Genomic DNA, 19161 nt, shown 5'->3' on the forward strand with positions numbered 1-19161 from the left:
GTTGCTCAGGTTTCCTAAGGAGTTCCTATTTGGTTACTCTTGGTCTGGATTCCAGTTTGAGATGGGATTGAAAGGGAGTGAAGTGCCCCACAGTGACTGGTGGGCTTGGGTTCACGACGTGGAGAACATAGCCTCCGGTTTGGTTAGTGGGGACCTGCCAGAAAACGGCCCGGCCTACTGGCACCTTTACAAGCAGGATCATGACATCGCTGAAAAACTTGGAATGGGTGCCATAAGAGGGGGAATAGAGTGGGCGAGGCTCTTTCCGAAGCCCACCTTTGACGTTAAGGCAGACATTGAGAAGGATGAAGAAGGAAATATGGTTGCTGTCGATGTTCCGGAGAGAGCCATTGTGGAGATGGAAAAGCTGGCGGACATGAAAGCACTTGAACATTATCGAAAGATCTATTCGGACTGGAAAGATCGGGGTAAGGTCTTCATCTTGAACCTCTATCACTGGCCACTTCCGCTCTGGCTTCATGACCCAATCAAAGTGAGAAGACTCGGTCCTGACAGGGCTCCAAGCGGGTGGCTTGACGAGAGAAGTGTTGTGGAGTTTGCGAAGTTCGTGGCTTTCGTGAGCTACCATCTTGACGAGCTGGTGGACATGTGGAGCACCATGAACGAGCCCAACGTGGTCTTTGAAAACGGCTACTCAAGGCCAACTTCTGGCTTTCCACCGGGTTATCTGAGCTTTGAGGCCTCTGAAAAAGTCGCCAAAAATCTCATCCAGGCCCACGCCCGTGCGTACGACGCCATAAAAGAGCACTCTGACAAGCCCGTTGGACTAATATACGCTTACACATGGCTAGACTCTCTAAGGGAAGACATCGAAGATGAAGTAAAGAGAATACGCGAGACAAACCTTCACCGCTTCGTGGACTCTGTTTACTTCGGCAGTTCGAGCCTCTCTGAGGGTAGGGAAGACTTGAAAGGCCGCGTCGATTGGCTTGGGGTGAACTATTACTCAAGGCTTGCCTTTGATAAGGTGGGAGATTACATAATGCCCGTATCAGGTTATGGATTTTCGGGTGTCAAGAGGGGCTACGCAAAGTCAGGAAGGCCATGTAGTGACTTCGGATGGGAGATATATCCCGAGGGACTTGAGAAGCTTCTCAAAGAACTTCATGAGAAATACAGCGTTCCAATGATTATAGCAGAGAACGGGATTGCCGACGAGAGCGATAGGTACAGGCCCTATTACCTCGTGAGTCATCTCCAGGCGATTCATAACGCTATGAAAGCCGGGGCGGATGTAAGAGGTTACCTGCACTGGTCATTAACGGACAACTACGAGTGGGCTCAGGGCTTCAGGATGCGCTTCGGACTCCTTCATGTAGACTTCGAAACTAAAAAGCGGTACCTGAGACCTAGTGCCCTCGTGTTCAGGGAGATAGCGACACATAAGGAAATACCCGAAGAACTGAGCCATTTGGCAGATTTAACGCCCCTGATGCGGCAGTGACTATATTTCCCTTTTTATTTTTGCCCTTATTTTTGCTGCCAATTCTATTATTCCAATGAGCGTTATGAGTAGCATAAAAAGGCCCACCTTGAAGGTAAGTGTGTGCACTTCATTTCTAAGGGCAATGACGGTATAAAGGCTCAGCAGAAAGAACCAGACCATAAAAAAGAGAAAATGTCTGTATCGATCAACTTCCATTTTCCTTCCACCATCAGAATGTCCCATCGTAGAAATATTAAGTTTTTGGGTTTCGTTTTTCACGATGTATTTATCTTAACTAAACTTTTTGTTTCGACAAAAGGGTTCAAGACTGAAATTACCAGATTGTATTGGAGGTTAGACCTTATTTCTTCCCCGTTCTTTCTTTGAAGTATGATGAAAAACTTAAATCTAACTCCCCCCACACCTTATTCTGTTAGTACTTATTTGACACTGTAAAGGTTTATAACCTCTTTTCTCAATTTTTTGTAGGTGGGTAGAATGGGTAGAAAAAAAGAAAGGCGAGAGGCAATACTTCCCGCTGATCTCAAAAGAGAAATCATTATCAAGGACGAGAAAGCTGAAACCAACCCAAAATGGGGTTTTCCTCCAGAGAAAAGGCCTATTGAGATGCATATGCAGTTTGGTATTATAAGTCTTGATAAGCCTCCGGGCCCCACGAGCCATGAAGTTGTGGCGTGGATAAAAAAGCTTCTTAACCTTCAAAAAGCTGGCCACGGAGGAACTTTGGACCCAAAAGTTACTGGAGTTTTACCTGTAGCTTTAGAAAGGGCCACGAGGGTTGTTCAAGCACTTTTGCCGGCAGGTAAAGAGTATGTGGCTTTGATGCACCTTCATGGTGAAGTACCAGAGGATAAAATAAGGGTAGTTATGAAGGAATTCGAAGGGGAAATAATCCAAAGGCCTCCTTTGAGAAGTGCCGTTAAGAGAAGACTTAGAACTAGAAAGGTGTATTATATTGATGTCCTTGAGATAGAGGGCAAGGATGTGCTTTTTAGGGTAGGAGTTGAAGCAGGGACATACATCCGTTCGCTCATCCATCATATTGGTTTGGCTTTGGGAGTAGGCGCTCACATGTCCGAGCTGAGAAGAACAAGAAGTGGGCCGTTTAAGGAAGATGAAACCCTTGTTACCCTGCATGACCTTATAGATGCCTACTATTTCTGGAAAGAAGATGGCATTGAGGAATATTTTAGGAGAGCAATCCAGCCGATGGAAAAAGCTGTGGAGCATCTTCCGAAGGTGTGGATAAGGGATTCCGCAGTTGCTGCCATTACTCATGGTGCTGACTTAGCAGTTCCCGGGATAGTAAAGCTCCATAAAGGCATAAAACCCGACGACCTTGTTGCGATAATGACCCTCAAGGATGAACTCGTCGCTTTAGGCAAGGCAAAGATGAACACACAGGAGATGCTTACTAAAACCAAGGGCATTGCAGTTGATGTTGAGAAAGTTTTCATGCCAAGGGACTGGTATCCGAAGATGTGGTAAGCTTTTCATTTTCCCACTTAGATTTATAAACCCCTCATCTAACTTTCGATCATGAGCCACTATTATTCTCAAGAGCCGAACGTTCCGTTAAAGACCAAAATGATTGAGGTAGTCATTAGAGGAGAGCGTTTTAGATTCATAACCTCCAGCGGTGTCTTCTCCTTTGGAAAACTTGATAGGGGGACGAAGTTACTTATAGAGAACATGGTACTTGAAGAAAACTGGCAGGTTTTGGATTTAGGATGCGGCTATGGGGCGATTGGAATAGTGGCTTCACGCTTTGTGGATTATGCTGTAATGACCGATATAAACAAAAGGGCCGTAAGCATAGCAAAGAAAAACTTAAAAATCAACAACGTTATGAATGCCGAAGTAAGATGGGGCCATCTCTATGAACCTGTGAAGGGAGAAAGGTTTCACAGCATAATAACGAATCCCCCAGTGCATGCCGGGAAGGATATATTGAGGGAAATAGTTATAAATGCACCCTATCATCTCTACGATGGAGGATTACTTCAAATTGTCATTCGCACTAATCAAGGCGCAAAGTATATTAAGGGCCTCATGGAGGAGAATTTCAACGAAGTAAAAGAAATTGCGAGGGGATCGGGCTTTAGAGTGTATGCCGGGATAGCCTAGCCTGGGATGGCGCGGGCCTTGAGAGCCCGTGGGCGTTTGCCCGCCGGGGTTCAAATCCCCGTCCCGGCGCCAAAATCCTCTTTGAAGGATTGAGGTATGGAGGTGTAATTATAATGGCTGACTTTAGACATATCGTGCGTGTAGCAAATGTTGATATAGACGGGCACAAACAACTTAGATTGGCCCTTACTGGAATTAGAGGGATAGGAGTAAACTTTGCAACAGTAATATGCAGAATAGCTGGTTTAGATCCAAAAATGAAAGCAGGTTATCTTACAGAAGAGCAAGTGAAGGCTATAGAAGCAGTCCTTGAAGATCCTGCGAAACATGGCCTCCCTTCATGGATACTCAATAGACCTAAAGATTACGAACAAGGGAGAGATATGCATCTTATCGGAGCAAAGCTTGTTATGGCATGGCGTGAGGATGTTAACAGACTTAGGAAAATCAGGGCTTACAGGGGTATCAGACATGAACTTGGTTTACCATTAAGAGGACAAAGAACTAGGTCGAACTTTAGAAGAGGATTAACACTTGGTGTGAGCAGAAGGAAGAAGTGAGGTGGTACAAATGGGAGATCCAAAAAGACAAAGAAAAAGGTATGAAACTCCCTCTCATCCATGGATTAAGGAAAGACTTGATAGGGAGAGGGTATTAGTACAAAAATATGCTCTTAAAAACAAGAAAGAGCTTTGGAAGCATGAAACTCAACTTAAGAACTTTAGGAGAAGAGCTAGACGTTTACTTGCTGCAAGAGGAAAACAAGCTGAAATTGAGAGGGCTCAACTTCTTCAAAGATTAGCGAGATTGGGCATACTTCCAGAAGGAGCACACCTTGATGACGTGCTTTCACTTACAATAGATGACATTCTAGAGAGGAGGCTTCAGACATTGGTATTCAAGAAAGGTCTTGCAAGGACTATTAAGCAAGCAAGGCAGTTGATTGTCCATGGACATATCGAGGTAAATGGACAAATAATTAGATCACCGAGTTATCTTGTACTCAAAGAGGAAGAAGATGGAATAACTTATGGAAGGGCATCACCGTTTGCTAACTCCCAACACCCGGAGAGAATGGTTATTGAAGAGGTTCAAAAGGGTGAGGCACAATGAGTGAAGAGCAACAAACGGTTAACATAAAGAAGAAAGAGAAATGGGGTGTAGCTCACATTTACGCCTCTTACAATAACACTATTATTCACATTACAGATCTCACCGGGGCAGAGACTATCTCAAAGTGGAGTGGGGGGATGGTGGTAAAAGCAGATAGAGACGAGTCATCTCCATATGCAGCAATGATCGCAGCTAGAAGAGCAGCTGAAGAAGCCATGGAAAAAGGAATTAATGGAGTTCACATAAAGGTTAGAGCCCCAGGGGGAAGCAAGAGCAAGAACCCAGGCCCTGGTGCCCAAGCTGCAATTAGAGCACTTGCAAGAGCAGGTCTAAGAATTGGTAGGGTAGAGGATGTTACTCCAATACCACACGATGGTACGAGACCAAAAGGTGGCAGAAGGGGAAGGAGAGTTTGATTCTCCCCCTTAAAACTTCTTTTTTGGTGAGAAAAATGCAAATAAAAATTCTTGAAAAAAGAGATGATGCAATCCGATTCATCTTAGAGGGTATGGACATTGCGTTTGCAAATGCTCTTAGGAGAACGATAATAGGGGAAGTGCCAACTTTTGCAATTGATGAAGTGGAATTCTACGAAAATGATTCTGCACTCTTTGATGAGATAATAGCCCATAGATTATCTTTGATTCCTCTAACTACTCCTTTTGATAGATTTGAACTTGAAAGCATGGAGTTAGAGGATTATACTGTGACTTTAAGTTTAGAAGCTGAAGGACCGGCGATAGTTTATTCCGGAGATTTAAAGAGTGATGATCCAGATGTGAAGCCGGTAAATCCAAACATACCTATTGTAAAGCTTGCAGAGGGCCAGAGGTTAGTGTTTAATGCATATGCAAAAATGGGAAAAGGAAAAGATCATGCTAAATGGCAGCCAGGCTTTGCACACTACAAATACTTGACAGAGGTTCATGTAAGTAAAGAAGTTCCTAAATGGGAGGACATTAAAAAAGCTGCAAAAAAGAAAAAGTTACCTGTTGAAGAAACTGAGAATGAATTGATAATAACTACTATAAGAAGCTTTTACATTCCGAGAGAATTTGAACAATACATTGGAGAAAAAATAAAGGAAGAGGTAGTACCGAATACATTCGTCTTTACAGTGGAAAGCAACGGAGAGCTCCCTGTTGAGGAAATGATAAGCGTAGCGCTCAAAATTTTAATGAGAAAGAGCGATAAATTTATAAACGAGCTTCATAAATTAGCCGAATAGCGCGGGGGTTGCCGAGCCTGGTCAAAGGCGCGGGATTTAGGGTCCCGTCCCGTAGGGGTTCGCGGGTTCAAATCCCGTCCCCCGCACCATAATGATCACCCCGTCCCTCGATGCGAGAATTAAAGAAAGGAGGAATGTTCATGAAGAGGACTGGTCCAACTGATATTAATTTGAGAAGACTCATTCGCTATCTAAGGAAGAAGTCAAATGAAGAGAATGTCAAAGTATGGAAGGATATAGCATGGCGCTTAGAAAGGCCAAGAAGGCAAAAAGCCGAAGTAAATATAAGCAAGATAAATAGACACACAAAAGAAGGAGATATTATTGTAGTTCCCGGTAGTGTCTTGGGTGCAGGGGACTTGGATCACAAAGTCATTGTAGCTGCATGGAAATTCAGCGAGAAGGCAAAGGAGAAGATAATTCAAGCTGGTGGAGAGGCAATAACAATTGAAGACCTCATTGAGAGAAACCCGAGGGGTAGTGGAGTAATCATAATGGAGTGATGAGCTATGAGGATTATTAATGCTGAAGGATTAATCCTTGGAAGGCTTGCCTCAAAAGTTGCAAAAATGCTTCTTGAAGGAGAAGATGTTGTTATTATTAATGCAGAGAAGGCAATAATCACAGGAAATAGGGAGTTCATATTCGAGAAGTACAAGCAGAGGACAGAACTTAGGACAAGGACAAACCCAAGAAAGGGTCCATTTTACCCAAAGAGAAGCGATGAGATAGTTAGAAGGACTATTAGAGGAATGCTCCCTTGGAAGACAGACAGGGGAAGAAAAGCCTTCAAACGACTCAAAGTTTATGCTGGAGTTCCAAAAGAGTTTGAAGAGAAAGAGATTGAGACTATAATTGAGGCTCATATGTCAAGGGTTAAAACCCCCAAGTATGTAACGGTTGGAGAGGTTGCTAAATTCCTTGGTGGAAAGTTCTGAGGTGATGATAATGAGGATAATCCAAACCGCAGGAAAGAGGAAAAGTGCAGTTGCGAGAGCTACCATAAAAGAAGGAAATGGTAGAGTGAGGGTTAATTACAAGCCTGTTGAAATACTTGAGCCAGAAATAGCCAGATTTACAATAATGGAGCCATTAGTTATTGCTGGAGAGGAGATACTAGGTAAAGTAGATGTTGATGTTAAAGTTGAAGGCGGAGGATTTATGGGGCAGGCTGAAGCGGCTAGAATTGCAATAGCAAGGGCGTTGGTTGAATGGACAGGAGACATGAACCTTAAAGAAAAGTTTATGAAGTATGATAGAACTATGCTCGTGGGTGACTCAAGAAGAACAGAACCACACAAACCCAACCGCTCTACAAAGGGTCCAAGAGCAAAGAGACAGAAGAGTTACCGTTGATCTCCTTCAAACTTTCCTTAAAATTTAAAAACCAAAAAGGTGGTTCACTTGATAGTTCCTGTGAGATGTTTCACCTGTGGAAAGGTGATTGGAGATAAATATTACATATTCAAAGAACGTGTGGAAAAAGGGGAAGATCCTGAAAAAGTCTTGGATGACCTTGGACTTGAAAGATACTGCTGTAGAAGAATGTTCCTAAGTCATGTTGAGTTAATAGATGAGATAATGCACTACAGGGTGTACTAAACAACCACATTTCTTTGGAGGGGCCGTGGGGTAGCTTGGTCCATCCTCCTGGCTTGGGGTGCCAGAGACCCGGGTTCAAATCCCGGCGGCCCCACCAAAATTTGCATGGGTGATAAAAATGTTTAGATATACAAGATTTGAAAAGGCGAGAATTATAGGGGCGAGGGCTTTACAGATAGCTATGGGGGCACCAGTACTAATTAATGTTCCAGAAGGTGCTAGTCCATTAGATGCTGCAATAGTGGAATTTGAGAAGGGTATAATCCCAATAACCGTTATAAGACCCAGTTAGGTGATCCGATGACAGTAATTGAAAATGTGGTGGGTAGAATTTCAGTCCTCAAAGGTGGCAAATACTCCGTTGAAATTGACGTTATTACTACCTCTGGCTTTGGAAGATTTGCAGCGCCTATTGATGAAGACCCTTCCCTATATATTGTGGAAGCACACAGAGCTGTGAGTGAGGTTGATGAGATAATCGGGCCTGAACTAATAGGCTTTGACTCCCAAGAACAAGAGCTTATAGATTCCTATCTCTGGGAGATAGATGGTACCGAGGATCTAAGTCACATAGGTGCTAATACTGCATTGGCAGTTTCAGTAGCCGTTGCAAAGGCCGCTGCGAATGTGAAAAAAGTGCCTCTGTACAGTTACATTGGAGGGACTTTTACCACTGAGCTCCCAGTCCCAATGCTCAAATTTGCTGAAGATGATAATTTTGAGTATATTGTGCTTGTTAGGGATTTGATGGAAATCTCCGATGTAGTCGATGCAATGGTAAAAATCAAAGAAAACTCCAGGGAAGTAGCTCTAGAAGGACTATCAAAGGCTTCAGAACTGGCAGGTGATGAGTTGGGAGTGGAAGTTGCACTAGGACTAATACAAAAGAGAAAAATGAAGCTTGAAGAAGTACTCCGAACAGTTGAGGATTATAATATTGCCTATATTAAACCATTGGGCGAAGAAGAGTTATTTCTTGAGCTCATAGCTGGAACTCATGGGATATTTGTGGACGGTGAGTACCTCTTTAAAACAAGGAACATACTAGATAGGAGATATTACAATGCTCTATCAATCAAGCCAATTAATTTGGGCACACTTACAGATCTTTACAACTTGATTAATGACGTTAAATCTGAGAGAATAGCTCCAATATTAGCTGAAGCAAAATACGAATCTGCTGATGAAGCATTGCCTCATTTGGCAGTGGGATTTAAATGTCCCGCCATAATGTTTCACGAGGGATCCCTCGTTAAAATAAATGAGCTTATTAGGATAGCAGAAGATTTGGGTGAAAGAGGAAGAATAATAACATTTGAGGGGTGAAGAAAATGGAAGAATATTTGGTTCCACTCGATCAATACCTTGCTGCAGGTGTTCACATTGGAACGCAGCAGAAAACAAAGGATATGAAGCGCTTTATATATAGGGTTAGACAAGATGGTCTTTACGTTCTAGATGTTAGAAAAACCGATGAAAGACTAAGGGCTGCAGGAAAGTTCCTTGCAAAGTTTGATCCGGATAGAATATTGGCAGTGAGCGTTAGACTTTATGGTCAGAAGCCAGTCAAAAAATTTGGAGAAATTACAGGAGCAAGGTCGATACCTGGAAGATTTTTACCAGGTAGTATGACAAATCCATTGGTTAGGAATTTCTTTGAGCCTGATGTGCTAGTAGTAACAGACCCGAGGGCAGATCACCAAGCCATGAAAGAGGCAATTGATATTGGTATCCCGGTAGTGGCCCTTGTTGACACTGAAAATCTTCTGAGTTATGTGGACTTAGCTATACCTACAAACAATAAAGGGAGAAAATCCTTGGCTCTTATTTACTGGATTTTGACTAGGGAAGTTCTCTTTAACAGAGGCGATATAACAAGCAGAGAAGATTTTAAAGTCCCAATAGAAGAATTTGAGATGAGAATAGGTGGTGGTTGACTTCTTTCCACTCTTTGGTTTTTCCTTCCCTTATTCTCTATCGAAAAATGTATTAATTCTTGAAGTGTTATTCTTTTGGTGGTGTCTATGGAGTTAAAGGATGTAATAAATAGACGATTATCAGTAAGATATTACGAAGATCGAGAAGTTGAGGAAGATAAGATCAGAGATTTAGTTAAAGTTGGCATAAGGGCTCCTACTGCGAGTGGTCTTGAAAACTGGTTGTTTGTTGTTTACAAAGATAAAAATTTCAGAAAACGAATTCACGAGACGATATATGAAGCTCATGCAGAGTACTACCGTGCACACGGTTTGCCCGAGGAAAAAATAGAAAAACTGAGAATGAGGATATTTGAAAAAGGAATGTACAAAGCCCCAGTTTACATTGGAGTTTTTGTGGATAAAGAAACACGCTTCTTAAAAGGAGAGGAGTACAAGGAAATTGAATTTCTATGGAGCATTGAAAGCGCTGCAATGGCAATAGAAAACCTCATGCTGAAGGCAGTAGAGCTAGAATTGGGAACGTGCTACATAGGAGTTACCAGTTTGGAGAAATACCAAAAAAAGCTCAGGAAAATGACTGGACTTGATGATAATTGGTACCTTGTTGGATTGATCCCTGTAGGGTATCCTGCTGAGAAAATAGTTCCCAGACCAAGAAGAAAACCCCTTGAGAAAGTTCTTAAGGTAATTTAAATTCGGTGAAAAGGAATGTTAAATGCAGTAATAATCAGATACGGTGAGATAGGCACAAAATCATCGAAAACTAGAAGATGGTTTGAAAGCATTTTGGTCAACAACATAAAGGAGGCCCTCTTAAGTGAGGGCATAGAATACAAGAACGTCTTTGCAAAGCATGGCAGGATTATTGTAAAGACTAACAAAGCGGAAAAAAGTGTGGAAGTTCTTAGGCGGGTTTTCGGTATAGTATCGCTTTCACCTGCTGCTGAAATATACGTAGAGCTGGACAAAATATATAGAACCTCCTTAAAGCTGTTTAGAAGAAAAATGCGGGCACTTGAATTAGAAAGCCCAAGATTCAGAGTAACTGTAAGGAGAATAACCAAGGAATTCCCTCTAAAAAGCCAAGAGTTAGCAGCTAAAGTTGGGGAGTACATATTAGAAAATGAGGAATGTAAGGTGGATTTGAAGAATTATGATATTGAAGTGGGAATTGAGCTAATGGAAGGGAAGGCATACGTCTATGTTGATAAGTTCCAGGAATTTGGTGGCCTTCCAGTAGGAACTCAAGGGAAGGTCATGGCTCTTTTAAGCGGGAGTATAGATTCTTCGGTTGCAGCTTTTCTGATGATGAAGCGTGGATGTGAAGTAATCCCGGTTCATATCTATGTTGGAGAGAAGACCTTGGAGAAGGTTCGAAAGATTTGGAACCAGCTAAAAAAGTACCACTATGGGGGTAAAAGTGACTTAATAGTTATTAAGCCGCAAGAAAGAGAAAAGATTATTCAAACACTAAAACAGCTTAAAAAAGAAAATTATACATGCGTTTTCTGCAAGTATATGATGATTAAAAAAGCGGATGAGATTGCAAGGGAATTTGGAGCAAAAGGAATCGTCATGGGTGATTCTTTAGGTCAAGTGGCATCTCAAACACTCGAAAATATGTATATAGTAAGTCAGGCAAGCGACCTACCAATTTACAGGCCTTTGGTGGGGATGGATAAGGAAGAGATAGTGGCAATCGCAAAGACCATTAGGACATTTGAACTTTCTACACTGCCAGAGGATGAAGTACCGTTTATTCCAAAGCATCCGGTAATAAGAGGCTCTTGGGAGGAGTTCAAAAAGCTTTACAAAACAATCTTCGGTGAAGAGCCGAGGAAAAGGGGATGTCAATGAAAAAGTGGGTAAAAGTGTTGGGATTTTCCTTTCCCTTTCTTGCTTTTGGTGGCATCTTTATCACTATCCACTTGAATCCTTGGTTTTCCCTAACAGAAAATGCCCTTAGTGACATGGGTTCTATTAAAAACCCTATTGGATACTTTTTCAATTTCTTGTTGATTCTTCTTGGCTTTGTAGGGATGGTATTTGGCGTTGAAATGTTAAAGGAAAAAACAGTCACTATCCTCTTTCCCCTTGGCATGTTCTCTTTGTTGCTCGTGGGAATATTCCCCGAAGAGTATAAACCCCATTCGTTTTTTGCGCTATCCTTTTACATTCTGCTCTTCGCGGATATCTTTATCTACGGCTTGAGGAAAAGGAGAAAAAACAGCTCTGCTATTGCATGGCTTCTTGGCAGCCCGATAGTATTCATGATGATGCTTTACCTTACCAAGGTGTTCGAAGGACTTGCCATCCCGGAACTTGTAGGGGCCCTCTTCATAAATGCTTGGATAATATACCTAACCCTGGGGGTGGAAGAGTGAAGGCTGTTGCGCTTCTAAGTTCGGGAATAGACTCTCCTGTGGCAATCTACCTAATGCTCAAAAAAGGTTTTACGGTTTATCCGATCCACTTCATGCAGAGTGAGGTCAATCACCAGAAAGTTAGGAGAATCTGGATGAGACTTAAAGAGCTTTATCCCGACAGTTTAGAAGAACTGATTGCCGTTGATGCCTTTGAATACCAAAAACCCATCTTCGACAAGCTGATAGAGTTGAAAAAAGAAAAGTGGATATGCATTTTTTGCAAATTCAGCATGCTCATGAAAGCCGCAGAGATAGCAAAAGAAAAAAATGCCATGGTAATAATCACCGGAGATTCTCTCGGCCAAGTTGCCTCTCAAACCCTTGATAATCTTTTAATAATAAGCCTTGCAACTGATCTGCCGGTGCTCAGGCCGTTGATAGGAATGGATAAAGTGGAAATCGAGAAAATTGCAAAAGAGATAGGCACGTTTGAGATAAGCATAGAGCCCGAAGAAAGCTGTAATTTCGTGCCGAGGCATCCCATAATAAGAGGGGCTCTCGGCGAGTTCAAAAAGATTTATAGAGAAGTTTTCGGAAAAGAGTGTTGAATACACATTTTTGTATAAGATTGCCGCAAAAGAAACACTTATAAGCACCGATTAAGAGGCCAATACGGTGATCAAGAATGAACGTGTTCAACAGTCCACTTGAGCTTTTTGAAAAATTTAAACCAACCCCCCTGCTCAAGCTTTCACTTTCAGATGAGAGGGGGGATGTATTTTGCCAAGTTGGAGTTCTTTAACCCCTTCAGCAGGAGCATAAAGGACAGAGCAGTTTTTAACATGCTTATGAAAGCCATTGAGCGTGGAGACATTAACGGTGTCAGAAGACTTTTTGAGGCGACTTCCGGCAACGTCGGGATTTCTCTGGCAGCCCTCAGCGACGTTCTGAGAATAGGGTTTAGAGCATACTTGCCAAAGCCGACGCCAATGACTACCCAAATCTTGCTCAAAGTACTCGGTGCGGAGGTAGTTATGACCGATTTTGAGGTCATAGATCCCGACATGGTCAAATATGTCATCGAAGAAGCGAAAAAAGCCGGGGCAGTTAATCTGAACCAATTCGAGAACGACGACAATTTTGATGCCCACTATCGCTTTACTGCCAGAGAAATAGACGAACAGCTGAAAAGCATAGGCAAAAGACCTGACGTTATAATAGCAGGGATAGGCACTTCGGGCCACATAGGTGGAATAGCGAAATATTTCAAGGAACGTTACAACACAAAAGTTATTGGAGTGGTACCGGCCAAAAGCGAAAAGATACCAGGCATAAAAAGGCTTGAAACAAAGCCAAAATGGTTTTTTAAGGTGGAGATTGACGAAGTAATTGAGATTACCCAAAGAGAAGCAATCGAAGGATCAATACAGGTAGCCAGAAAGGAAGGTCTTTTAATAGGCTTGAGTTCGGGCGCAGTAGTTAAGGCCTTTGAGAAAATCCACGATAAGTATCTTGGAACTACGGTTTTGATATTTCCCGACGATGGGTTTAAATACGTTGAAGTCTTTGAAAAATACTTGAGTGAGGTTCGATGAAACTAGCAGCGTACCTACTTTTCCTTCAATCGCTTTTTCTCTTATATTATTCTAGTGGAGCCGAGAATATTGAGCGATATATGTTGCTTGCATTTGCATTGTTAAATTTTCTTCTTGCTTGGGGGATATTCAGAGGGCAGAAGAGAGCTGTTAAGATAGCTGTAATATACAAAGGACTAGATTTTTTCTTTGCGATCTTGATGCTAATGGCAGGTTCGCTTCCCCAAGCTCTTAACGCTGGAATAGATTTATTGGTACTTCATGATTTGATCGGCTTATTCGGCCAGAAGGAAAAAGAAGAATCTAAGGAAGAAATTGAAACTTCCCATAATGTTTGAGCTCTTCTAAAGTGGGCACGCTCCAGGCTCCTCTTTTTGTTGTTGAGAGGGCAGCTACTAAATTTGAGAAACGTCCGATCTCTTCTAGCTCGTGTTTTGAAAATTCTAGTGTTTTTAACTTGTTCATGTAACTCAAAGAGGCCAAAAGGGCTGCCATATATGCATCTCCAGCTCCTGTTGTATCGGTGGGCTTTATCTTGTAAGAAGGAACTTCTACCTTTATTCCCCTGTGAATTATTGTGCTTCCTTTTGCACCTTTGGTTATTGCAATCAGTTTGAAATCAAAGTCATTTAGGTTGAATCCATTTTTTTGCAAATATTCCACCTCTTCGTCTCCTATTTTCACTATGTCTGCCAGTTTTAGAGCATGTTCTATATCTTTAAACATGGCATTTTCTCTTCCTTTCCAAAGATCAAGTCTTATGTTAACGTCGTAACTAATGGGAACCTTTCCTTTGGCCTTGTTTAGTATTTCAAATAATGTGGACCTACTGGGTTCTCTTGCGAAAAGAACACTACCAAAATGAATGAGAGTTGCACCCTCTATATCTACGTTCATATCTTCAGGCTTCATGTTGAAATAGGCCACTCCATCATAAAGTATGAATTCTGGTTTTGCACCTATTAACTGAACAAAAACTATTCCTGTGTGTTTTTCAATATCTTGAGAAATATACTTGATTTCTACACCCTCTCGTTCAAGAGCATTAATAAGGAATTCTCCAAAGGGGTCAGCCCCTATTTTACTTATCAAGGCACATTTGACCCCTAATCTTGCTAATCCAACGCTAACATTTGCTGGGGCTCCTCCAGGATGTTTTTCGAATTCTATGACATCTTTTAATGCTCCCTCCTCTTTCGCAATAAAATCTATTAAGACTTCTCCTATTGAAAATATCATGCTACTCCCCCTCTAGGATACTCATAAATGTTTAAAGTTTTTCTTTATTATACTTAAAGTAAATATCCCTTATCATGTATTTGGCTTTTTGAAGATGTCACTAAAAGGGGATTTTTAGCACCTTTTTGTAATTATAAGGAATGTACAACTCCAGATATGTACACATATGTGGACAGTAAGGTATATATACTTTTAGTATACATATTGTCTCGAGGTGTCTCTATGAAGGCGGGGAAAATGTTGTTTAGTTTTTTGTTGGTAGGAGTTTTGGCAGTAGCAGTTGTGGCAAGTGGGTGTATTGGTGGTGAAACTACCACTCAAACTACAACTTTGGAACAAATTACTTTGAAAGTAATAGGCCCGTGGTCTGGAGCTGAGCTTGATGCTTTCAATGAGGTTATCAAGGAATTTGAAGCTGAGCATCCGGATATAAAGATTGAATACAAGACCTATAGAGCAGAAGACCTTTCGACAATTTTACCATTGCAATTTGAGTCGGGAGATACTCCTGCAGACTTGATCTTCATGTGGGGATGGTTCATTGCAGACATGGGTACGAAAGGCCACGTAATGGAACTAGGCCAAATTATTAATCCAAATGAATATGTTCCTGGAATTTTAGACACAGTTACAGTTGATGGAAAAATCTATGGAGCACCATTTACTGCAGCAGCTAAGCCAGGTTTCTGGTATAGAAAGTCCTTCTTTGAAGAGCATGGTTTAACACCACCAGAAACATGGGATGAATTCGTGAAATTGCTTGAGCAAATAAAACAAATACCTGGAATAAAAGCACCAATAGTTAGTGGAGATAGCGTTGGATGGCCGCTCTCTGATGTAACTGAGCACTTTATTATGACCTTTGGTGGAGCAGAACTCCAACAGAAACTTATAAATGGCGAAGTTAAGTGGCAAGACCCGCAGGTGAGGAGCATATTTGAAGAAAGACTTGTACCACTTCTAGAGGCTGGATATTTCAGTGATCCGATTGAGTGGACGTCTGCTGTAGAGTTATGGTGGAAGGGAGAATACGCACTTTACTTCATGGGAACGTGGTTAACGGGTATGGTAGATGATCCCACTGACCTCGGACTAATATCACTTCCAGGAGTTAAGGCAATGGTTCTCGCCCCAGATTACTTTATGGTACCAAAGTACACAAGTCATCCAGATGAAGCATTAGAACTTGCCAAGTTTATAGCTACAGAAGGACAAAGGATTCACGTTGGTACTAGCTCTGGAAAACTTGCGACATGGAAGGAGGTTACAATGGATGATTACTGGGAGCCAATGAAGGATGTTGCCAAAGTTGTTGCTAACGTTGAGTCAGCACCAGATTTGGATGATAGTGTTGGAGGAGAATGGCAGAAGGCATTCTGGGATCAATTAAAACTTTTATGGGTACAACCAGATAGATTGGATGAGGTTTTGAAGACACTTGATGAAAAGTTCCCAAAAGAATGAAAGGGGGATCTTAATGAGAAAGTCTAAATTTTTGACTCCTCTCTTTTTTCTTTTACCAGCGTTGATTTTAATGGTTCCATTTGTCATATATCCTGTATTTAAGACTGTATATCTTAGTTTCTTTCTAGATGACAAGTTTGTGGGGTTAGAAAACTATAAAAATGTTCTTTTGAGCCCTGACATTGTAAACCTTGATAGATTTCCCAATAAGTCTCCTCCTTGGGGCGCCCTTATCCATAACGTAGTGTGGATAGCGATTCATCTTCCGGCTACTGTATTTTTGGGATTAGGAATTGCGCTTTTATTAAGGAGGAAAGAAATTAAAGGAGCCTCTATAATCAAGTCAATAATCTTCTTGGGCATGGTAATTCCAATGATTGTAGGGGGATTAATCATCCGCTTTCTTTTCGAAGAAGGCGCTGGTGTTATACCTGCTATATTTAAAGCATTAGGAATTGAAGGGTTAGCAATTACATGGACAGCATACCCAAAAACTGCTCTATTTGCAGCAATTTTGGGTTCAATTTGGATATGGACTGGGTTTAGCATGTTAATGTATTCGGCTGGATTAGCGTCAATACCCAAAGATTACTATGAAGCAGCATTGATAGATGGAGCTAATCGCTTTCAGATATTTAAAAACGTAACATGGCCTCTATTGAAACCAATAACAATTGTGGTTGTTGCAATGACCCTTCTATGGGATCTTAAGATATTTGACGTTGTTTATGTAGCCACGGGTGGTGGTCCTGGTGGTGCTTCAATGGTGCTTGCACTCCAAATGTGGGACTATTTCGCAAGGGCTCTTAACTACAATTATGCTGCAGTGGTGGCAGTTTTGTTGACCACATTAACACTTATCCCAGCTTTATGGTTAATTCGGAGGAGGGATTAAAATGAATATACCCAAGTATAAGCTTAAAGAATTCATAATTTCAAACAGTATTGCATGGGTTTTGGGCTTAATCTGGTTAATACCCTTTTTAGGAGTTTTAATGGCCTCAATAAGGCCTTATAGGGAAATAGTAAGCGGATGGTGGCATTTTAGTCCATTTACTATAACTCTAAAGAATTTTGTGGGTGCTTTTAACCATCCAATGTTTCCAATAAGTGAAGGTCTTAGAAATTCTTTGATAATAGCGATCCCTTCAACAATTACACCGCTCTTAGTAGCCGCATTGGCCGCTTATGCTTTTGCGAGATACAGTTTTCCAATAAAAAATTATCTCTTTGTTTTTATAGTTTTTTTAATGGCACTGCCTCAACAGATGACCATAGTGCCTCTATACTTTCTTTTAAGGAATTTCCATCTCTTGAATAAATTTCAAGGATTAATCCTTGTTCATTCTGCTTGGGGATTAGCTTGGATAATCTTTTTTATGAGGAATTACTTCTCAATGCTCCCTACAGATGTTGAAGAAGCTGCAAGGATAGATGGGGCATCTGATTTTAAGATTTTTTATAAAATAGTTCTTCCAATGGCACTTCCAGGATTGATATCTGCAGCAATACTTCAATTTACATGGGTTTGGAGCGACTTTTTCCTAGCCTTGGTTTTTCTGCAAAACCCAGAGAAATATGTGGCTACTCAGAGATTACCCCTTCTTAGAGGGCAATATTTTGTTGATTGGGGCATATTGACTGCTGCATCAATAATGGTGATGTTGGTTCCCTTGCTGGTTTATACATTATTCCAGAAATACTACATAAGTGGCATGATAGGATGGTCTACAGAGAAATGAAAGGAGGAATGAAAATGTATGAAGTGACGAAGTTTGGGGGAGAAGGAAAGAAATTAGGTGATTACGTAGGGATAATAGGTGAAGAAGGGTTAGATAGGGTTAAAGAGAAGGTGGAAAAACTTCAAGGGAAGAGCTTTGTCCATGTTAACTCCACCTCTTTTGGTGGAGGAGTAGCAGAGATTTTACATAATCTAGTTCCATTGATGAGGGATGTTGGACTTGACACAAGATGGTTTGTCATTGAGGGTGCAAATGAATTTTTTAATGTTACGAAAAGCTTCCATAATGCTCTTCAGGGAAACAAGGAGCTTGAATTAACTGAGGAAATGAAGAACCTCTATTTGAAAACCAACAAAAAGAATGCTGAAGATCTCGATCTAAGTGATTTTGACTACATTTTAATACACGATCCTCAACCAGCACCGTTAATAGAGTTTTATGAGAAAAAACAACCTTGGATTTGGAGGTGTCACATAGACTTAAGTGATCCAAACTTAGAATACTGGAAGTTTTTGAAGCAATTTGTGGCAAAATATGACAAGTACATCTTCCATATGGAAGAATACGTTCAAGAGGATCTTGATAAGAATAAAGTCGTCATAATGCCGCCATCAATCGATCCGCTGAGTGAAAAAAACATAGAACTGAGTAAAGCTGAAATATTAAAAATTCTAGAAAGATTTGATATTGACCCAGAGAGACCGATAATGACACAGGTAGCCCGTTTTGACCCATGGAAGGGGGTCTTTGATGTTATAGATGTTTACAGGAAAGTTAAAGAAAAAATACCTGACGTTCAGCTCTTGTTGGTTGGAGTAATGGCACATGATGATCCAGAGGGTTGGATTTACTTTGAAAAAACCTTAAGGAAACTTGGAGAGGACTATGATGTTAAAGTCCTCACAAATCTCACTGGAGTTCATGCAAGGGAAGTGAATGCTTTTCAAAGGGCCAGCGATGTGATTTTACAAATGTCTATTAAAGAAGGTTTTGGATTAACTGTTACAGAAGCAATGTGGAAAGAGAAACCAGTAATCGGGAGAGCTGTAGGTGGAATTAAACTGCAGATAATAGATGGGGAAACAGGTTTCCTTGTCAAAAATATAGAGGAAGCTGCTGAAAAGGCCATTTATCTAATAAAACATCCCGAAACAGTGAAAGATATGGGTAAAAAGGCAAAAGAGTGGGTCAAGGAGAATTTTATTATAACAAAACATTTAGAGAGGTATCTTGACTTACTAAATTCTTTTTAACTTCTTTTTCAATATTTTTTAGGT

26 protein-coding genes and 3 tRNA genes are annotated in these 19161 nt (G+C 41.1%); 27 read left to right on the forward strand and 2 right to left on the reverse strand.

What is annotated here, in order from left to right:
• The first annotated feature begins 1 nt into the window (after position 1).
• Positions 2-1465, forward strand: coding sequence for a beta-galactosidase BgaS (gene bgaS, locus TSIB_RS01630; protein WP_048160164.1), 1464 nt, complete (start codon positions 2-4; stop codon positions 1463-1465).
• Here bgaS and TSIB_RS01635 read toward each other — a convergent pair whose 3' ends face one another.
• Entirely contained in the window at positions 1466-1690 is a 225-nt protein-coding gene (locus TSIB_RS01635; protein WP_015848621.1) for a hypothetical protein, read from the reverse strand.
• Positions 1691-1945: 255 nt separating this feature from the next.
• Here TSIB_RS01635 and TSIB_RS01640 point away from each other — a divergent pair, with 255 nt between their 5' ends.
• From TSIB_RS01640 to TSIB_RS01740, 22 genes are all read left to right on the forward strand, one after another.
• Complete coding sequence (locus tag TSIB_RS01640) at positions 1946-2956, forward strand: RNA-guided pseudouridylation complex pseudouridine synthase subunit Cbf5 (protein ID WP_048160166.1); 1011 nt, start codon at positions 1946-1948, stop codon at positions 2954-2956.
• 51 nt (positions 2957-3007) lie between these two features.
• The gene (locus TSIB_RS10135; RefSeq protein WP_015848624.1) at positions 3008-3595 is read left to right on the forward strand and encodes a class I SAM-dependent methyltransferase; all 588 of its coding nucleotides are present in this window, start codon (positions 3008-3010) and stop codon (positions 3593-3595) included.
• A tRNA-Ser gene (locus tag TSIB_RS01645) sits at positions 3581-3667 on the forward strand. The genes TSIB_RS10135 and TSIB_RS01645 overlap by 15 nt, the downstream gene beginning before the upstream one ends.
• Positions 3668-3708: 41 nt before the next feature.
• A complete protein-coding gene (locus TSIB_RS01650) occupies positions 3709-4155 on the forward strand; it encodes a 30S ribosomal protein S13 (protein WP_048160167.1) in 447 nt (148 codons plus the stop codon).
• 10 nt (positions 4156-4165) lie between these two features.
• Positions 4166-4708, forward strand: coding sequence for a 30S ribosomal protein S4 (locus TSIB_RS01655; RefSeq protein WP_015848626.1), 543 nt, complete (start codon positions 4166-4168; stop codon positions 4706-4708).
• Entirely contained in the window at positions 4705-5124 is a 420-nt protein-coding gene (locus tag TSIB_RS01660) for a 30S ribosomal protein S11 (RefSeq protein ID WP_015848627.1), read from the forward strand. Before TSIB_RS01655 ends, TSIB_RS01660 begins: the two co-directional genes overlap by 4 nt.
• Positions 5125-5159: 35 nt before the next feature.
• Positions 5160-5936 (forward strand): DNA-directed RNA polymerase subunit D, encoded by a 777-nt coding sequence (locus TSIB_RS01665; protein ID WP_048160168.1) that lies wholly within the window; start codon positions 5160-5162, stop codon positions 5934-5936.
• Position 5937: 1 nt separating this feature from the next.
• A tRNA-Leu gene (locus tag TSIB_RS01670) sits at positions 5938-6025 on the forward strand.
• Positions 6026-6076: 51 nt separating this feature from the next.
• A complete protein-coding gene (locus TSIB_RS01675) occupies positions 6077-6439 on the forward strand; it encodes a 50S ribosomal protein L18e (RefSeq protein ID WP_048160169.1) in 363 nt (120 codons plus the stop codon).
• 6 nt (positions 6440-6445) lie between these two features.
• Positions 6446-6874: a 50S ribosomal protein L13 gene (gene rplM / locus TSIB_RS01680; RefSeq protein WP_015848630.1), complete on the forward strand. Its 429-nt coding sequence runs from the start codon at positions 6446-6448 to the stop codon at positions 6872-6874.
• Between the two features lie 10 nt (positions 6875-6884).
• The gene (locus tag TSIB_RS01685) at positions 6885-7292 is read left to right on the forward strand and encodes a 30S ribosomal protein S9 (RefSeq protein ID WP_048160170.1); all 408 of its coding nucleotides are present in this window, start codon (positions 6885-6887) and stop codon (positions 7290-7292) included.
• Positions 7293-7340: 48 nt separating this feature from the next.
• Positions 7341-7538 (forward strand): DNA-directed RNA polymerase subunit N, encoded by a 198-nt coding sequence (locus TSIB_RS01690; protein ID WP_048160171.1) that lies wholly within the window; start codon positions 7341-7343, stop codon positions 7536-7538.
• Between the two features lie 19 nt (positions 7539-7557).
• A tRNA-Pro gene (locus TSIB_RS01695) sits at positions 7558-7635 on the forward strand.
• A 21-nt stretch (positions 7636-7656) separates the two neighbouring features.
• Positions 7657-7830, forward strand: a complete 174-nt coding sequence (locus TSIB_RS01700) for a DNA-directed RNA polymerase subunit K (RefSeq protein WP_048160172.1) — start codon at positions 7657-7659, stop codon at positions 7828-7830.
• Between the two features lie 8 nt (positions 7831-7838).
• Positions 7839-8864 carry a hypothetical protein gene (locus TSIB_RS01705; RefSeq protein ID WP_015848634.1) on the forward strand — a complete coding sequence of 342 codons (1026 nt, stop codon included), beginning with the start codon at positions 7839-7841 and terminating at the stop codon, positions 8862-8864.
• A gap of 5 nt (positions 8865-8869) precedes the next feature.
• Positions 8870-9475 (forward strand): 30S ribosomal protein S2, encoded by a 606-nt coding sequence (gene rpsB / locus TSIB_RS01710; protein WP_048160173.1) that lies wholly within the window; start codon positions 8870-8872, stop codon positions 9473-9475.
• A gap of 87 nt (positions 9476-9562) precedes the next feature.
• Positions 9563-10171: a nitroreductase family protein gene (locus TSIB_RS01715; protein WP_015848636.1), complete on the forward strand. Its 609-nt coding sequence runs from the start codon at positions 9563-9565 to the stop codon at positions 10169-10171.
• Between the two features lie 15 nt (positions 10172-10186).
• Positions 10187-11335: a tRNA uracil 4-sulfurtransferase ThiI gene (thiI, locus tag TSIB_RS01720; protein ID WP_015848637.1), complete on the forward strand. Its 1149-nt coding sequence runs from the start codon at positions 10187-10189 to the stop codon at positions 11333-11335.
• On the forward strand, positions 11332-11862 hold the full coding sequence (locus TSIB_RS01725) for a DUF998 domain-containing protein (protein WP_148206147.1): 531 nt from the start codon (positions 11332-11334) through the stop codon (positions 11860-11862). The genes thiI and TSIB_RS01725 overlap by 4 nt, the downstream gene beginning before the upstream one ends.
• Entirely contained in the window at positions 11859-12452 is a 594-nt protein-coding gene (locus TSIB_RS01730) for an adenine nucleotide alpha hydrolase family protein (protein ID WP_048160174.1), read from the forward strand. Before TSIB_RS01725 ends, TSIB_RS01730 begins: the two co-directional genes overlap by 4 nt.
• Before the next feature lie 165 nt (positions 12453-12617).
• Positions 12618-13439 (forward strand): cysteine synthase family protein, encoded by an 822-nt coding sequence (locus TSIB_RS01735; protein ID WP_015848641.1) that lies wholly within the window; start codon positions 12618-12620, stop codon positions 13437-13439.
• A complete protein-coding gene (locus TSIB_RS01740; RefSeq protein WP_015848642.1) occupies positions 13436-13777 on the forward strand; it encodes a hypothetical protein in 342 nt (113 codons plus the stop codon). Before TSIB_RS01735 ends, TSIB_RS01740 begins: the two co-directional genes overlap by 4 nt.
• Here the strand turns inward: TSIB_RS01740 and TSIB_RS01745 are convergent.
• Complete coding sequence (locus TSIB_RS01745; RefSeq protein ID WP_015848643.1) at positions 13743-14678, reverse strand: carbohydrate kinase family protein; 936 nt, start codon at positions 14676-14678, stop codon at positions 13743-13745. The genes TSIB_RS01740 and TSIB_RS01745 overlap by 35 nt on opposite strands.
• Positions 14679-14900: 222 nt before the next feature.
• Between TSIB_RS01745 and TSIB_RS01750 the strand changes: the two genes are divergently transcribed.
• From TSIB_RS01750 to treT, 4 genes are read left to right on the forward strand one after another with little or no spacing between them, the layout of a single operon-like run.
• On the forward strand, positions 14901-16142 hold the full coding sequence (locus tag TSIB_RS01750) for an ABC transporter substrate-binding protein (RefSeq protein WP_048160175.1): 1242 nt from the start codon (positions 14901-14903) through the stop codon (positions 16140-16142).
• A 13-nt stretch (positions 16143-16155) separates the two neighbouring features.
• The gene (locus TSIB_RS01755) at positions 16156-17037 is read left to right on the forward strand and encodes a carbohydrate ABC transporter permease (protein WP_015848645.1); all 882 of its coding nucleotides are present in this window, start codon (positions 16156-16158) and stop codon (positions 17035-17037) included.
• A 1-nt stretch (position 17038) separates the two neighbouring features.
• Entirely contained in the window at positions 17039-17884 is an 846-nt protein-coding gene (locus TSIB_RS01760; protein WP_015848646.1) for a carbohydrate ABC transporter permease, read from the forward strand.
• 14 nt (positions 17885-17898) lie between these two features.
• Complete coding sequence (gene treT, locus TSIB_RS01765) at positions 17899-19137, forward strand: trehalose synthase (protein WP_048160771.1); 1239 nt, start codon at positions 17899-17901, stop codon at positions 19135-19137.
• The last annotated feature ends 24 nt before the right edge of the window (positions 19138-19161 follow it).

It is taken from the genome of Thermococcus sibiricus MM 739 (assembly GCF_000022545.1).
Classification (GTDB): domain Archaea; phylum Methanobacteriota_B; class Thermococci; order Thermococcales; family Thermococcaceae; genus Thermococcus_A; species Thermococcus_A sibiricus.

Excerpts from the sequence above, each read along its gene's own strand:
- TSIB_RS01635 (WP_015848621.1), bottom strand. The coding sequence starts at position 1,690 with ATGGGACATTCTGATGGTGGAAGGAAAATGGAAGTTGATCGATACAGA.
- TSIB_RS01640 (WP_048160166.1), top strand. The coding sequence starts at position 1,946 with ATGGGTAGAAAAAAAGAAAGGCGAGAGGCAATACTTCCCGCTGATCTC.
- TSIB_RS10135 (WP_015848624.1), top strand. The coding sequence starts at position 3,008 with ATGAGCCACTATTATTCTCAAGAGCCGAACGTTCCGTTAAAGACCAAA.
- TSIB_RS01650 (WP_048160167.1), top strand. The coding sequence starts at position 3,709 with ATGGCTGACTTTAGACATATCGTGCGTGTAGCAAATGTTGATATAGAC.
- TSIB_RS01655 (WP_015848626.1), top strand. The coding sequence starts at position 4,166 with ATGGGAGATCCAAAAAGACAAAGAAAAAGGTATGAAACTCCCTCTCAT.
- TSIB_RS01660 (WP_015848627.1), top strand. The coding sequence starts at position 4,705 with ATGAGTGAAGAGCAACAAACGGTTAACATAAAGAAGAAAGAGAAATGG.
- TSIB_RS01665 (WP_048160168.1), top strand. The coding sequence starts at position 5,160 with ATGCAAATAAAAATTCTTGAAAAAAGAGATGATGCAATCCGATTCATC.
- TSIB_RS01675 (WP_048160169.1), top strand. The coding sequence starts at position 6,077 with ATGAAGAGGACTGGTCCAACTGATATTAATTTGAGAAGACTCATTCGC.
- rplM (WP_015848630.1), top strand. The coding sequence starts at position 6,446 with ATGAGGATTATTAATGCTGAAGGATTAATCCTTGGAAGGCTTGCCTCA.
- TSIB_RS01685 (WP_048160170.1), top strand. The coding sequence starts at position 6,885 with ATGAGGATAATCCAAACCGCAGGAAAGAGGAAAAGTGCAGTTGCGAGA.
- TSIB_RS01700 (WP_048160172.1), top strand. The coding sequence starts at position 7,657 with ATGTTTAGATATACAAGATTTGAAAAGGCGAGAATTATAGGGGCGAGG.
- TSIB_RS01705 (WP_015848634.1), top strand. The coding sequence starts at position 7,839 with ATGACAGTAATTGAAAATGTGGTGGGTAGAATTTCAGTCCTCAAAGGT.
- rpsB (WP_048160173.1), top strand. The coding sequence starts at position 8,870 with ATGGAAGAATATTTGGTTCCACTCGATCAATACCTTGCTGCAGGTGTT.
- TSIB_RS01715 (WP_015848636.1), top strand. The coding sequence starts at position 9,563 with ATGGAGTTAAAGGATGTAATAAATAGACGATTATCAGTAAGATATTAC.
- thiI (WP_015848637.1), top strand. The coding sequence starts at position 10,187 with ATGTTAAATGCAGTAATAATCAGATACGGTGAGATAGGCACAAAATCA.
- TSIB_RS01725 (WP_148206147.1), top strand. The coding sequence starts at position 11,332 with ATGAAAAAGTGGGTAAAAGTGTTGGGATTTTCCTTTCCCTTTCTTGCT.
- TSIB_RS01735 (WP_015848641.1), top strand. The coding sequence starts at position 12,618 with ATGTATTTTGCCAAGTTGGAGTTCTTTAACCCCTTCAGCAGGAGCATA.
- TSIB_RS01740 (WP_015848642.1), top strand. The coding sequence starts at position 13,436 with ATGAAACTAGCAGCGTACCTACTTTTCCTTCAATCGCTTTTTCTCTTA.
- TSIB_RS01745 (WP_015848643.1), bottom strand. The coding sequence starts at position 14,678 with ATGATATTTTCAATAGGAGAAGTCTTAATAGATTTTATTGCGAAAGAG.
- TSIB_RS01750 (WP_048160175.1), top strand. The coding sequence starts at position 14,901 with ATGAAGGCGGGGAAAATGTTGTTTAGTTTTTTGTTGGTAGGAGTTTTG.
- TSIB_RS01755 (WP_015848645.1), top strand. The coding sequence starts at position 16,156 with ATGAGAAAGTCTAAATTTTTGACTCCTCTCTTTTTTCTTTTACCAGCG.
- TSIB_RS01760 (WP_015848646.1), top strand. The coding sequence starts at position 17,039 with ATGAATATACCCAAGTATAAGCTTAAAGAATTCATAATTTCAAACAGT.
- treT (WP_048160771.1), top strand. The coding sequence starts at position 17,899 with ATGTATGAAGTGACGAAGTTTGGGGGAGAAGGAAAGAAATTAGGTGAT.